Here is a 12,729-nt window from a genome sequence, read left to right as displayed (position 1 = left end):
CGCCGCAGGTTCTTTCATTATCCAAAGCGGTAAATGTCCATGCCCAGGGCGCCCATGGTGAATCCCTGGTGGCTCACGCTGAATGTACCGCCGGCACCGCGCGCAAAGTACAACGGCAGCAAATGTTCATCGCTTGGATGGTTGCGCACGGCGTTCGGTGCCAGCTGACGATAGTCGTGCAGCGCGGCTTCGTCGTTGTCCTGAAGTTTTTCGATCATCCAGTCGCGGAATACCCTGGCCCACGGCTCGACGCTTTCCGGGCCGGCATGCCAGTCCAGTTCGCGCAGGTTGTGGGTGATGCTGCCGGAGCCAATCAACAGAACGCCCTGTTCGCGCAGGCTGCTCAGTGCGTGCCCGACACGGGTCTGCAGGGCAGGGCCGCCGCGTGTAGGCAGCGAGACTTGCACCACCGGGATATCGGCCTGCGGATACATCAACGACAAAGGCACCCAAACGCCATGGTCGAAGGGCCGTTTGGCGTCGATGCGTGCAGGCAGGTCGGCAGTATTCAGCAGCTCGACAACCTCTGCCGCCAGTTGTGGATCACCGGGCGCCGGGTATTGCACCTCGAACAACGCTTTGGGGAAGCCGCCGAAGTCATGCCAGGTTTCAGGTTGCGGATTGCCACTGACCAGCAGCTCATTGCTTTCCCAGTGTGCGGAAACAATCACGATGGCCCTGGGTTTCGGCAATTCGGCGGCAATGCACGCGAGGGCCGGCCCGCTGGCGCCGGGCTCCAGGGCCAGCATGGGTGAGCCATGGGATATGTACAGGCTGGGCAACATGAAGGAGCTCCTGAGAGTTAAGATGGCGTCATCTTCAGTCAGATCATTGATCTAAATCTAATATAAGTTTTAGGGTGTTTTGATCGAATTTTCGGAGATATTTATGCAGCCGGAGTTTTGGCACAAGCGGTGGCAGTCGAATCAGATCGGCTTCCACCTGCCGGAAGTGAATCCATATCTGCAGCGTTTCTGGCCGCAATTGGGTCTGGAGGAGGGCGCGCGCGTCCTGGTGCCGTTGTGTGGGAAAAGTCTGGATTTGTTGTGGCTGGCGCACCAGGGTCATGAAGTCCTGGGGATCGAACTGTCGGAAAAGGCCGTTGAGGATTTCTTCGACGAGCACCAATTTGATCCGCACGTCAGTGAACAAGGGCCGTTCAAGGTCTACCGTGCGGGTTCGATTGAATTGTGGTGTGGTGATTTCTTCGAGTTGACGGCCGGAGATGTTGCCGATTGCGCCGCTCTGTACGACCGCGCCGCACTGATTGCCCTGCCGCCGACCATGCGCGAGCAATACGCGACTCATTTGAACCGGATTCTGCCAAAGGATTCGATGGGGCTTTTGATCACGCTGGATTACGACCAGGCGCAAAAGGACGGACCGCCGTTTGCCGTGCTTGATGATGAAGTGCAACGGTTGTTCGGGGCTGTGTGGTCGTTGAAGATTCTGGAAGACCAGGATGTTCTGGGTGAGAGCTGGAAGTTTATCGAGAGCGGCGTGACGCGGCTTGAGGAGCGGGTGTATCGGGTTTCCAGCCATTAAAGTGCATTGAGTTTGCTGACGCCTTCGCGAGCAAGCCCGCTCCCACATTTGACCGGGTCGCTCAGGCGGACGCTGTCTAATGTGGGAGCGGGCTTGCTCGCGAAGGGGCCGGATTGGGCGCCGCAACAATCAAGCAAACAAAAAAAGGCCCGCATCACTGCGGGCCTTTTCTATGGGTGCCGAGCCTGTCAGCCCCGACGACGCAGTGCGTCGATACGCTCTTCCAGCGGCGGGTGGCTCATGAACATGCGGGCGAACCCTTGTTTGATGCCACCGTTGATGCCGAACGCATTCAGGGTGTCCGGCATGTGCACCGGCAGGCCTTGTTCTGCACGCAGGCGTTGCAGGGCGCCGATCATCGCGTTGGTGCCCGCGAGGCGTGCACCGGCTTCGTCGGCGCGGAATTCGCGTTTACGCGAGAACCACATGACGATGGCGCTGGCCAGAATGCCCAGGACCAGTTCGGCGAAGATGGTCGCCACGTAGTAGGCAATGCCCTGGCCTTCTTCATTCTTGAAGATCACCTTGTCGACAAAGTTACCGATGATCCGTGCGAAGAACATGACGAAGGTGTTCACCACGCCCTGGATCAGCGCCAGGGTGACCATGTCACCATTGGCCACGTGGCCGATTTCGTGGGCCAGAACGGCTTTCACTTCATCCGGCGAGAATCGTTCGAGCAGGCCCTGGCTGACCGCGACCAGTGCGTCGTTCTTGTTCCAGCCAGTGGCGAAGGCGTTTGCCTCGTAGGCCGGGAAAATCCCGACTTCCGGCATCTTGATCCCGGCTTCGCGGGACAGTTGCTCGACCGTTTGCAGTAGCCATTGCTCATGACGTGTGCGCGGCTGGGTAATGATCTGGGTGCTGGTGCTCATTTTCGCCATCCACTTGGAGATGAACAGCGAGAACAGGGAACCGGCGAAACCAAAGACCGCACAGAAAATCAGCAGCTGATTGAGGTTGAGATCAACCCCATTGGCCGCCATGAACCCGTTGAAGCCGAAAAGGCTCAGGGTGATGCTGGCAATCAGCACGACCGCCAGGTTAGTGGCCAAAAACAGCAGGATGCGCATCATGGTTGTAGAAATCTCCTTTTGCTAAAGATGTAGCGTACTGCGGGGTATATAAGGTGCTGCACCGGGCTATTCAACCGGGTGACTATTTCAAACTGTGTCCTACAGCAAGAGTCTAGCCGCTTGAAGGGCATTTCCGACGTGGATACGGGAAGCGATTGTCAGCCGATTCGCATCGCAAGCCCCGTCATTGTTGGACGCGGTCACGAAACAGAGAGTCCGGTCGACGATTGAAGTCGGGATGCCCGGCGAGGGATAAAGATATGTTGCTGAATTCATCCTCGTGCGACTTTCGTGAAAAAGTCGCACGAGGCCAGGCCAATTACTGGCGGTAGGACTTGAGGAAATTGCCGATCCGTCCGATGGCCATGTCCAGGTCATCGACGCGAGGCAGGGTCACGACGCGGAAGTGGTCCGGCCATGGCCAGTTGAAGGCGGTGCCTTGCACCACCAGCAGCTTTTCCGACAGCAGCAGGTCGAGCACGAACTTTTCGTCGTTGTGGATCGGGCAGACTTTCGGGTCAATGCGCGGGAATGCATACAGCGCGCCCATCGGCTTCACGCAGCTCACGCCGGGAATGTCGTTGAGCAATTCCCAGGTTCGGTTGCGCTGTTCCAGCAGGCGCCCTTGCGGCAGCACCAGGTCATTGATGCTCTGATAACCCCCGAGGGCGGTCTGGATCGCGTGCTGGCTCGGCACGTTGGCACACAGGCGCATGTTGGCCAGCATGTCGATGCCTTCGATGTAGCTTTGTGCGTGATGTTTCGGGCCGGAAATGGCGATCCAGCCGGAACGGAAACCGGCGACGCGGTAGGACTTGGACAGGCCGTTGAAGGTCAGGCACAGCAGGTCCGGCGCCAGCGAGGCGGTGCAGATGTGCACGGCATCGTCGTACAGAATCTTGTCGTAGATCTCATCGGAGAACACCACCAGATTGTGCTGACGGGCCAGTTCCAGCATGCCCAGCAGGACTTCTTTGGAATACACCGCGCCGGTCGGGTTGTTCGGGTTGATGATCACCAGCGCCTTGGTATTCGGCGTGATCTTGGCCTTGATGTCAGCCAGGTCCGGCCACCAGTTGGCCTGCTCGTCGCACAGGTAATGCACCGGGTTGCCGCCCGACAGGCTCACGGCTGCAGTCCACAGCGGGTAGTCGGGAGCCGGCACCAGCACTTCGTCGCCGTTGTTGAGCAGGGCCTGCATCGACATGACGATCAGTTCGGAAACGCCATTGCCCAGGTAAATGTCTTCAATGCCGACGCCTTCTACCTGCTTCTGCTGGTAGTACTGCATGACAGCTTTACGCGCACTGAACAGGCCCTTGGAGTCGCTGTAGCCCTGGGCCGTCGGCAGGTTGCGGATCACGTCCTGGAGAATTTCGTCCGGCGCTTCGAAACCAAAGGGCGCCGGGTTGCCGATGTTCAGCTTGAGGATGCGATGGCCTTCCTCTTCCAGGCGTTTGGCGTGCTTGAGCACCGGGCCGCGAATGTCGTAGCAGACGTTGGCGAGCTTGTTCGATTTGCTGACCTGCATGGCGATGTGTTCCCGAAAATGAACGATCCAGGCGGCGGTTGAACAACCGTACTGGGAATCCTGCGTATTCACACAGGCTGACGCCTTGAGAGGCAGCACCCATGAATCCGTTTGAATGCGCGTGGTCTGGCTGCCAGACTGGCGTTTGACGAGGCGCAATCATACGTGCCGCCCGATCCGTGGAAAAGGTACAGATCGGGCTTTTTCAGCTGCCGAGGTGTGATGATGGAAAAGTTGGAAAAAACCCTGGAAGAATGGCGGGCGATGCTCGATCCGGAGCAGTACAACGTTTGCCGCCTCAAGGGCACCGAACGCCCGTTCTCCGGCAAATACAACGACAGCAAGGTCGACGGTGTTTACCACTGCATCTGCTGCAATGAGCCGCTGTTCGACTCAAAAACCAAATTCGATTCCGGCTGCGGCTGGCCGAGCTTCTATGCGCCGATCGGCGCCAGCGCCATGGTCGAAATCCGTGACGTCAGCCACGGCATGATCCGCACCGAAGTGGTCTGCGCCAAATGCGATGCGCACCTGGGGCACGTGTTCCCGGACGGTCCGCCGCCGACAGGCCTGCGGTATTGCATCAACTCGGTGTGCCTGGACCTGGTACCACGCGAATAGTCGAGGCCTGTAGGAGCGAAGCTTGCTCGCGAAGAACTTGAAGACGCTGCGTTTATCCTGGATACACGCGTAATCGTTGACGTTTTTCGCGAGCAAGTTCGCTCCTACAGTCGCGAGGTGATCGATTAATTAAATTGCACACAATTCAATTGCTCGCTATGTTGGCCTCATCTTCCTCCACGTTAGAGCGCACATCATGAGCGACAAACTGCTGAGCATCCCGTGCACCACCATCAAGGGCGAGCAAAAGACCCTGGCTGATTTCGCCGGCAAAGCCGTGCTGGTGGTCAACACCGCAAGCAAATGCGGCTTTACTCCGCAATACAAAGGCCTTGAGGAACTGTGGCAGACCTACAAGGACCAGGGGTTGGTGGTGCTCGGTTTTCCCTGCAACCAGTTCGGCAAGCAAGAGCCGGGTAACGAAGGGGCGATTTCCGAGTTCTGCGAGCTGAACTACGGCGTCAGTTTCCCGCTGTTCAAAAAGATCGACGTCAACGGCACCGGCGCTCATCCGCTGTTCGTGCAATTGAAAAAACGTGCGCCGGGTGTGCTGGGTTCCCAAGGCATCAAGTGGAACTTCACCAAGTTCCTGATCGGCAAGGACGGCCAGTTGGTCAAGCGTTTTGCTCCGGCGACCAAACCTCAGGACCTGAGCCGCGAGATCGAAGCCCTGCTCAAATGAACACCTTGTCCGTCGATTCCCTGAAGCTCGACAGCCAGCTCTGCTTCAAGCTGTACGCCGCCTCGCGGGCGGTGATCCGCGCTTACAAGCCGATGCTTGACCAGCTCGGCCTGACCTATCCGCAGTACCTGGCGATGCTGGTGTTGTGGGAATGGCAGGATGCAGCGCCGGAGCAGCCTACGGTCAAGGCACTGGGCGAGCGCCTGGCGTTGGACTCCGGCACGTTGACGCCGCTGCTCAAGCGACTTGAGCAATTGCACCTGGTTCAGCGTCAACGTTCGGCGCGGGATGAGCGTGAGGTGCATCTGAGCCTGTCGCCAACCGGCAAGGCGTTGCGTGATCAGGTCGGGCCGCTCAAGGCCCGTCTGTTGTGCGACAGCGGCGTCGATCTGGATCGGCTCAACGACTTGCGCGATGGCCTCGATCACCTGTTGGGGCAGATCAGATCACTGTCGTAGTCGGCATCCATAAATCCAGCACTGCGGCCAGTTCTTCCCGTCGGAACGGTTTGGCCAGGTAATCGCTCATGCCCGCCGCACGGCAGCGTTCCCGTTCTTCGGACATGGCGTTGGCGGTCAGCGCAACGATGGGCAACTGCGGCCAGCGTCCGCTGCGACGGATTTGCCGACTGGCTTCGTAGCCGTCCATCACCGGCATGTTGCAGTCCATCAGCACCAGATCGAACTCACTGTGTTCCAGCTGATCCAGCGCTTCACCGCCGTGGGCCGCGACAATCACCTCGCAGCCGAGTTTTCCCAGCATGCCCTTGGCCACCAACTGATTCACCGGATTGTCCTCCACCAGCAGCACCCGTCCACGTCGTTGGGGTGAGAGGGCTTCCAGTCGGGCATCGTTGAGGATATTGAGTTCCGGCTGCAGGATTCGCCGCAGTGTCTGGTACAGCGCATTGCGCGCCAGCGGGCGCGCCTGTTGTTGCAGAGGCGCCAGGGCGCTGGCTTGTTCGCTGGGCATGAAACTGCCGTAAGCGGTCACCAGCAAAATTGGCGCAGCACAGTTGGGGCGCAGACCAAACAGGCATTCCGGGCAATCGGTGATCACCATGTCGGGCTTCAGACCAATCATTGAGTCATCGATGGAACGCTGCTGGTAATCGAGGCCCCAACCTGGCAACAGACTCTTTAACAGCTCAGCCAGCCCGCTGCTGGCAGCGGTAATCGCGATGACCTTGCCACGCAACGTCGCCGGTGGCAGGGCGCGGGTGTGGCAGGGCAGCGGCAGATCGGCGCAGAACTGGCTGCCGAAACCCACTTCCGAGCTGATGGTGAGGCGCCCCTGCATGGCTTCGCAGAGGTTGTAGGTCAGCGCCAGCCCCAGTCCGGTGCCGCCGAATTGTCGGGTAATGCCGGCACCGGCCTGGGTAAAAGGCTGGAAGATCTTGACCTGGGCGTCCTGGGCGATACCGATGCCGGTGTCGCAGACTTCGATTCTGACGCCTTCCTCGAATGTCGACAGGCGCACATCGACCCGACCGAATCGGGTGAACTTGAGTGCGTTGGACAAGAGGTTGCTGACAATCTGCCGCACGCGGGTCGGGTCTCCGAGCACCAGCGCCGGAAATGCCGGGTCGATCATGCACGTCAGTTCGACGCTGGGGGCTGCGTTCTGCGACAGCAGGTTGGCGGTGTCCTCGATCAGCGAGCCGAGGTCGAACGGAATGTGTTCGAGTTCGAGCTGGCCGGCATCGAATTTCGACAGGTCGAGAATATCGTTGAGCAATTCCACCAGCACTTTGCCTGAGTCATGGGCGATGGACAGTTGCTGCTGTTGCTCGGCATTCAGCGGGCCGTCCAGAGAAAGTGCGATCATCCCCAGCAAGCCATTGAGGGGCGTGCGGATCTCGTGGCTCATGTTGGCGAGGAACGCCGAGCGCGCTTCGGCCATGTCCAGGGCCGTTCTGCGCGCGACTTCCAGTTCCTGATTGGACTGGCTGAGCCGGGTGTTGATCGCCTTGAGCTCTGCGGTGCGCGCCGACACGATGTTTTCCAGTTGCCCGAGGTAATCGGTCAGACGGTTTTCGGCGTTGCGTCGCTGCTGGATTTCAGTGGCGATGTTTTCAAACTGCTGGTTTGCAACCTGTACCAGCACACCGATCTCATCGTTTTCATGGCCCGTCGGATACTCCAGCCAGGTGGGTTCGACGCTGCGCGGATCGCGGCTGCTGAGTTCGCGGATGACTCGCACCAGCGGTTTGGTCAGCATTACGTAGAACAACGCCAGCAGGATGCCGGTCAGGAGCAGGCTGCGGGCGAATCCATTGAGCAGGGTGATTTCGGCCCGGCGCAGGAACCGGTTGCCGAAGGAATAGGTGTCGACGTCCAGACGCAACGTGCCAAGGGATTCGCTCGGCAAGTGATCCAGATACAGACGGTCTTCGAACGCACGTTCGGCACCGAACAGGAAGTCACTGATCAGCCGATAGCCATTCTGTACGCCGGGGCGCTTGACGCTGGCCAGCACCGAACCGTTGTTGTCGATCAATTGCGCGCCGATGATCGCCGGTGAGCGCAGCAAGCCCAGTGTCAGTTCCTGGGCGAGTTCGGCGTCGATGTTGTAGGCAATGCGTGAGGCGGGGTTGTGGCTGATTTCCAGCAAAGACAGTATTTCCCGGTTGATGGAGGCGTCTTCACTGGCATAATCGATGCCTATTTGCAGCAGGCTGAGCAGCGTGCCCAGAATGAAACCGACCAGCACGGTAAGCCGGGCTTGCTTATAGGACAGCCGGTGGGTGAACTTGATATCCATAGGGTGTTGAACCACTTCCGTTTCCCTTCGCTGCTCAAGCATAGTCGATCATGCATAAATACCGATGTTCTCGCGAGCCCTTGTGCAACAGGGAATACCCCGGGCATCGAACGCCGTGTTTCGTCGCTGTAGCGCCATCATTACTGTGAACGTGCCCGAGGAGAAGACGTGGATTCCCGATTGAATGCTTTTCTTGAACGCGCCGATGCCGTTCTGGCCCGTATCGAACCACTACTGCCCGCACCTCGGCAAGCCATCGACTGGACGCAATGCCTGGCCGCACGCTGGCAGCGCGAGGGGCGCAGCGGTTTTCTGTTGCCACTGGAAGTCAGCCTCGACATGCGCCTGTCCGACCTGATCGGTGTCGATCGGCAACTGGAGCAACTGGGGCGCAATACTCAGCAATTCATCGACGGCATGCCGGCCAACCATGCGTTGCTCTGGGGCTCGCGTGGTACCGGTAAATCGTCGCTGGTGCGCGCGTTGCTGGCCGAACACGCCAAGGCCGGCCTGCGGTTGATCGAAATCGAGCGCGATCACCTGGCGGACTTGCCGCGGGTGGTCGAACAGATCGCCAAACTGCCCCAGCGTTTCGTGCTGTTCTGCGATGACCTGTCGTTCGAGTCGGGAGAAGGCGACTACCGCGTGCTCAAGAGCGTGCTCGACGGTTCCCTTGAACAGGCGCCGGATAACGTTTTGCTGTACGCCACTTCCAACCGTCGCCATCTGGTGCCGGAAAAGGAAAGCGATAACGAAAACTGGAAACGGGTCGACGGCGAACTGCATCCCAGCGAGGCAGTGGAAGACAAGATCGCGCTGTCGGACCGTTTCGGCCTGTGGTTGTCGTTCTATCCGTTTACCCAAGAACACTTCCTCAATGTGGTCGAGCACTGGATCGGTCAGTTGGCCGACAAGGCCGGTCTGCAATGGCAGCGTGACGAAGAACTGGACATCCTCGCGGTGCGCTGGGCCACCGGCCGGGGCAATCGCAACGGACGTTGCGCCTATCAATTTGCCCGCTACTGGGTCGGGCTGAAGCTGTTGGAGCACAAGGCATGATCGATTTACAACAAAGCGGCCAGGGCCTCGAAGGCTACGGCATGCTGCACGCACAGCTGGAATCCTTGCTGGCGGACGAGCGGGATTTCATCGCCAACGCCGCGCAGTTTTCCGCGTTTCTGTACAACCAGCTCGATGACCTGAACTGGGCCGGTTTCTACCTCAATCGTAATGAAGAACTGGTGCTCGGCCCGTTCCAGGGGCAAATCGCCTGCGTGCGAATCCCCTTCGGTCGCGGCGTGTGCGGCACGGCGGCGGCGACGTTGCAGACGCAGTTGGTCGAAGACGTGCACGCCTTTCCCGGGCATATCGCCTGCGACAGTGCGTCAAACAGCGAGCTGGTCGTGCCACTGGTCAAGGACGGCCGCCTGATTGGCGTGCTGGACCTCGACAGCCCGAAGCTCGCGCGGTTTACCGCTGACGATCAGGCCGGCATTGAAAAACTGGCGGCCATTTTCCTGCGCCTGACCGATTGCTGATTATGCCTTGAGGCCTGCCTTGACCAACAGGCCTGACGGATCCACCGCGTCGATCTGCTGTGGATCAAGGAATCGATCGGCGTACTGCCGGTAGATTTCGGCGTTGATGAACAGCCCGAACAGTTCCGGGTCGATGTGGGCGTCACGGCACATGGTGGCCATGATGCCCAGCGCTTCGCTCAAGGATTTGGCTTTCTTGTAAGGGCGATCAGCGGCGGTCAGCGCTTCGAAAATATCGGCAATCGCCATCATCCGCGCCGGCAAGCTCATTTCTTCGCGCTTCAACCGTTTGGGATAACCGGTGCCGTCCATTTTTTCGTGGTGGCCGCCGGCAATTTCCGCGACGTTGTTGAGGTGGCCGGGGAAGGGCAGGTGGGTGAGCATCAGGATCGTCTGCACCATGTGGTGGTTGATGATGTAACGCTCCTCGCGAGTCAATGTGCCCCGGGCAATGCTCAGGTTGTAAAGCTCGCCCCGGTTGTACTTGTAGTGCGGCACGTCGAGTTTGAAACCCCAGGGATTGTCTTCCGGAATCAGTTCGCCCTCGGCGCGTTCGAACAGGTGCTCGGGTTTGTCCGCCAGCAGCGGCTCGCTGACCGGCAGGGTTGGCGCCGGTGTTCGCGCCTGGCGCCGGTTCTCTTCCCAGGAAACGCCCAATCGGTCGTCCAGGGTTCGGGTCCAGGTGCGTTGGGCCAGGCTGCGCAGGCGTTGCTGATCGGCATCGGCCATTGCCTCGCCACCCAGATTGCAACGGGCAACAAATGCGAAATCATCGTCGAGCCCTGCCAGAGTGGCATTGCGCAGTTCAGCCAGCTGCTGCTCGTCGCCGCCCAGGGCGACAGCCTGCCAGTAGCTGATCCAGGCATCACGCTTGAGCACTTCGAAACGGGTGCGGATTTCGTGAATGCGGTCGTTCAGGGTTTCCAGCTTCGTGGCTTTATCGACGACGTATTCCGGCGTCGTGACCTTGCCGCAGTCATGCAGCCACGCAGCGACGTGCAGCGCCTCCCACTCGTCTTCGGTGGGTTGATAACCGCTGAAGGCAGGGTCCTGACTGGCCGCGGCAGCCTGGGCGAGCATCAAGGTCAGCGCCGGGACTCGCTGGCAGTGACCGCCGGTGTAGGGGCTTTTGGCATCAATCGCGCCGGCCAGCAGTTGAATGAAAGCGTCGAGCAACTGTTTCTGTTTGGCTTGCAGACGTTGACTTTCGATACTCACGGCGGCCGCACCGGACACGGCCTGAAGGAACGCAATGCGGTCCGGACGAAGCTTCTCGAGATCGCTTTGGTCGCCGCTGTCCTCCAGCAACAGGATCAGCAGGCCCACGGTTTCGTTATGACGATTGTGCAGGCGGATACCGATCAGATGTACCCGCGGACACTTCATCGCCAGCAACACTTTCTGCAAATCCCCCGCCTGTTCGAAACCGAGACTGGTCACCACATTGTCGGCATTCGACAGTTCCAGTAGCCATGCGGGGCTTTGTGGGTCCTGAAGTTCGTGGCCGCGAATGTCGAACGCTGGCAATGCCTGTGAAATGTCGTCGATGACCAGACCGTGAGGCTCCATGCGATCGCCGTCATTTTCCCGCAGGTAGATCAGACCGGCCTGGGCCTGGCCGATTTTCACGGTTTCGAACAATACCCGCTCCAGCAAGGGCGCGAACCGGGTCTCGGCGCTCAGGCTGTCGGTGATCTGGAAAAAACTCGCCAGGGTATCTTTCATGCGGGTCATCGACACGCTCAGTTGGTCGACTTCGAGCACCAGTGAGCGGCGGGAAACCGGGAAGTGGAAATTGAAACTGCGGATGGCATCGGCTTCCTGCACCAGTGCGCGCAGGGGTTTGACCAGAATTCTCGAGGTCAGCCAGCCCAGCGGCAGGCACAACAGCAACGTGGCCAACGTAATCAACGCACCTTGCCAGCGCAGGCGGTAGGCATCGGCGAGTAATTCGTCTTCCGGCACCAGCAGCGCCAGTTGCAGTCCCTGGGGACCACCTTCCTGTATGCGGCGGCGGGCAACGATCCATTGGCGACCAGCGGCGTTCAGCCGGTTGCCCGTTGGCGGATTGTTCAGCAAGGCGCCAAGGCCCGGGCTCAGGTCGGCGGCCTTGCTCAGGCGGGCGGTCTGGTCGTCGACGATCAGTTTGTTGCTGTCGGGGTAAGCGATGGCATTGCCTTCGCCATCGAACAGCACGATTTCGGTACTGGGGGTGACGACATGTTCGGCCAGGGTCGCGGACAGTTCGGCCAGGGTCAGGTCGGCGCCCATGACTGCATGCACACCGCTACGGCGGGCCAGGGTGGTGCCGACGTCGTGGGTGGAGAAAAAGAGGTAGGGTTCGGTGGTGATCTGATCGCTGTCGCGGTGGGCACTGGAAAACCAGGCACGTGTTCGCGGATCGTAGGTGTCGTCGGGGTTGTCCTGACGGCTGACCGGGTTCAGGTCTCGATCGAAAAACAATGATTGGGAAAGTACCTGGTCGCTGCTGTTTCTCTCGATGCTCCACACCTGATAAGCCGCGACGTCCGGTGCTTTGAGCAAGGTTTTCAGGGCGGCGGTTCGCAAAGGGCGAACCATGAAGAAATCACCGTTGTCGTAGCCCAGGTACAGCGAGGCCAGGTCAGGGTTGTCCTTGAGCGACTGGCTGAAGGGGCCGAGCAACGCCAGGCGTTGTTCCAGGTCGGGAGCCTGCGCCGCCGGGTTGTACACCAGCAGGCTCAACAGGTGACGGATGGGTTCATAGGTGGCGTGCAGGTCCAGCCGGACGTCCTGCTCGATGCGCTCGAAGAGTTTTTCACTGCTGGAAAGAATGATCCGCGTGGTTTGCCGATAGTTGAAAATGCCCAGCACCACGCCGGTCAGCAGCAACAGCAGGGTAAACATCACACTGATGTGCACGTGCAGGGGAAACCGCCGTTGATCCGGGCGCAATGGGCTGGGCATTGCGGGGTCGCTCCATGATGGTTAACA

11 protein-coding genes are annotated in these 12,729 nt (G+C 59.6%); 6 read left to right on the top strand and 5 right to left on the bottom strand.

Translation table 11 applies throughout. From position 1 onward, the window contains the following. Positions 1 to 17: 17 nt before the first annotated feature. Entirely contained in the window at positions 18 to 785 is a 768-nt protein-coding gene (locus tag ACA073_RS18470; protein WP_497398445.1) for a DODA-type extradiol aromatic ring-opening family dioxygenase, read from the bottom strand. A 103-nt stretch (positions 786 to 888) separates the two neighbouring features. Between ACA073_RS18470 and ACA073_RS18465 the strand changes: the two genes are divergently transcribed. Next, positions 889 to 1,545 carry a thiopurine S-methyltransferase gene (locus ACA073_RS18465; protein ID WP_497398443.1) on the top strand — a complete coding sequence of 219 codons (657 nt, stop codon included), beginning with the start codon at positions 889 to 891 and terminating at the stop codon, positions 1,543 to 1,545. Positions 1,546 to 1,733: 188 nt separating this feature from the next. On the opposite strand, the gene htpX is transcribed toward ACA073_RS18465, so the two are convergent. Together htpX and ACA073_RS18455 are read right to left on the bottom strand one after the other, a co-directional pair. Next, a complete protein-coding gene (htpX, locus tag ACA073_RS18460) occupies positions 1,734 to 2,621 on the bottom strand; it encodes a protease HtpX (protein ID WP_084321112.1) in 888 nt (295 codons plus the stop codon). Between the two features lie 319 nt (positions 2,622 to 2,940). Continuing rightward, positions 2,941 to 4,152: a pyridoxal phosphate-dependent aminotransferase gene (locus ACA073_RS18455; RefSeq protein ID WP_008030363.1), complete on the bottom strand. Its 1,212-nt coding sequence runs from the start codon at positions 4,150 to 4,152 to the stop codon at positions 2,941 to 2,943. Between the two features lie 225 nt (positions 4,153 to 4,377). Between ACA073_RS18455 and msrB the strand changes: the two genes are divergently transcribed. From msrB to ACA073_RS18440, 3 genes are all read left to right on the top strand, one after another. Then, complete coding sequence (gene msrB, locus ACA073_RS18450) at positions 4,378 to 4,773, top strand: peptide-methionine (R)-S-oxide reductase MsrB (protein WP_497398441.1); 396 nt, start codon at positions 4,378 to 4,380, stop codon at positions 4,771 to 4,773. A 196-nt stretch (positions 4,774 to 4,969) separates the two neighbouring features. Beyond that, positions 4,970 to 5,455: a glutathione peroxidase gene (locus tag ACA073_RS18445; RefSeq protein WP_497398439.1), complete on the top strand. Its 486-nt coding sequence runs from the start codon at positions 4,970 to 4,972 to the stop codon at positions 5,453 to 5,455. Beyond that, positions 5,452 to 5,913: a MarR family winged helix-turn-helix transcriptional regulator gene (locus ACA073_RS18440; RefSeq protein ID WP_497398437.1), complete on the top strand. Its 462-nt coding sequence runs from the start codon at positions 5,452 to 5,454 to the stop codon at positions 5,911 to 5,913. Before ACA073_RS18445 ends, ACA073_RS18440 begins: the two co-directional genes overlap by 4 nt. On the opposite strand, the gene ACA073_RS18435 is transcribed toward ACA073_RS18440, so the two are convergent. After that, complete coding sequence (locus ACA073_RS18435; protein WP_497404143.1) at positions 5,897 to 8,218, bottom strand: hybrid sensor histidine kinase/response regulator; 2,322 nt, start codon at positions 8,216 to 8,218, stop codon at positions 5,897 to 5,899. The genes ACA073_RS18440 and ACA073_RS18435 overlap by 17 nt on opposite strands. Before the next feature lie 168 nt (positions 8,219 to 8,386). Between ACA073_RS18435 and ACA073_RS18430 the strand changes: the two genes are divergently transcribed. Both ACA073_RS18430 and ACA073_RS18425 read left to right on the top strand, forming a co-directional pair. Then, positions 8,387 to 9,277 carry an ATP-binding protein gene (locus ACA073_RS18430; protein ID WP_497398435.1) on the top strand — a complete coding sequence of 297 codons (891 nt, stop codon included), beginning with the start codon at positions 8,387 to 8,389 and terminating at the stop codon, positions 9,275 to 9,277. Beyond that, positions 9,274 to 9,756 carry a GAF domain-containing protein gene (locus tag ACA073_RS18425; protein WP_017337388.1) on the top strand — a complete coding sequence of 161 codons (483 nt, stop codon included), beginning with the start codon at positions 9,274 to 9,276 and terminating at the stop codon, positions 9,754 to 9,756. The genes ACA073_RS18430 and ACA073_RS18425 overlap by 4 nt, the downstream gene beginning before the upstream one ends. On the opposite strand, the gene ACA073_RS18420 is transcribed toward ACA073_RS18425, so the two are convergent. Further along, positions 9,757 to 12,702 carry an HD domain-containing phosphohydrolase gene (locus ACA073_RS18420; RefSeq protein WP_497398432.1) on the bottom strand — a complete coding sequence of 982 codons (2,946 nt, stop codon included), beginning with the start codon at positions 12,700 to 12,702 and terminating at the stop codon, positions 9,757 to 9,759. It lies immediately after the preceding gene. Positions 12,703 to 12,729 lie beyond the last annotated feature (27 nt).

It is taken from the genome of Pseudomonas sp. LBUM1670 (assembly GCF_059695695.1).
This window is presented reverse-complemented; position numbering and strand designations above follow the sequence as displayed.

What these genes read in the sequence shown, in the direction of transcription:
- ACA073_RS18470 (WP_497398445.1), bottom strand. Translation starts at nt 785, where the DNA reads ATGTTGCCCAGCCTGTACATATCCCATGGCTCACCCATGCTGGCCCTG.
- ACA073_RS18465 (WP_497398443.1), top strand. Translation starts at nt 889, where the DNA reads ATGCAGCCGGAGTTTTGGCACAAGCGGTGGCAGTCGAATCAGATCGGC.
- htpX (WP_084321112.1), bottom strand. Translation starts at nt 2,621, where the DNA reads ATGATGCGCATCCTGCTGTTTTTGGCCACTAACCTGGCGGTCGTGCTG.
- ACA073_RS18455 (WP_008030363.1), bottom strand. Translation starts at nt 4,152, where the DNA reads ATGCAGGTCAGCAAATCGAACAAGCTCGCCAACGTCTGCTACGACATT.
- msrB (WP_497398441.1), top strand. Translation starts at nt 4,378, where the DNA reads ATGGAAAAGTTGGAAAAAACCCTGGAAGAATGGCGGGCGATGCTCGAT.
- ACA073_RS18445 (WP_497398439.1), top strand. Translation starts at nt 4,970, where the DNA reads ATGAGCGACAAACTGCTGAGCATCCCGTGCACCACCATCAAGGGCGAG.
- ACA073_RS18440 (WP_497398437.1), top strand. Translation starts at nt 5,452, where the DNA reads ATGAACACCTTGTCCGTCGATTCCCTGAAGCTCGACAGCCAGCTCTGC.
- ACA073_RS18435 (WP_497404143.1), bottom strand. Translation starts at nt 8,218, where the DNA reads ATGGATATCAAGTTCACCCACCGGCTGTCCTATAAGCAAGCCCGGCTT.
- ACA073_RS18425 (WP_017337388.1), top strand. Translation starts at nt 9,274, where the DNA reads ATGATCGATTTACAACAAAGCGGCCAGGGCCTCGAAGGCTACGGCATG.
- ACA073_RS18420 (WP_497398432.1), bottom strand. Translation starts at nt 12,702, where the DNA reads ATGCCCAGCCCATTGCGCCCGGATCAACGGCGGTTTCCCCTGCACGTG.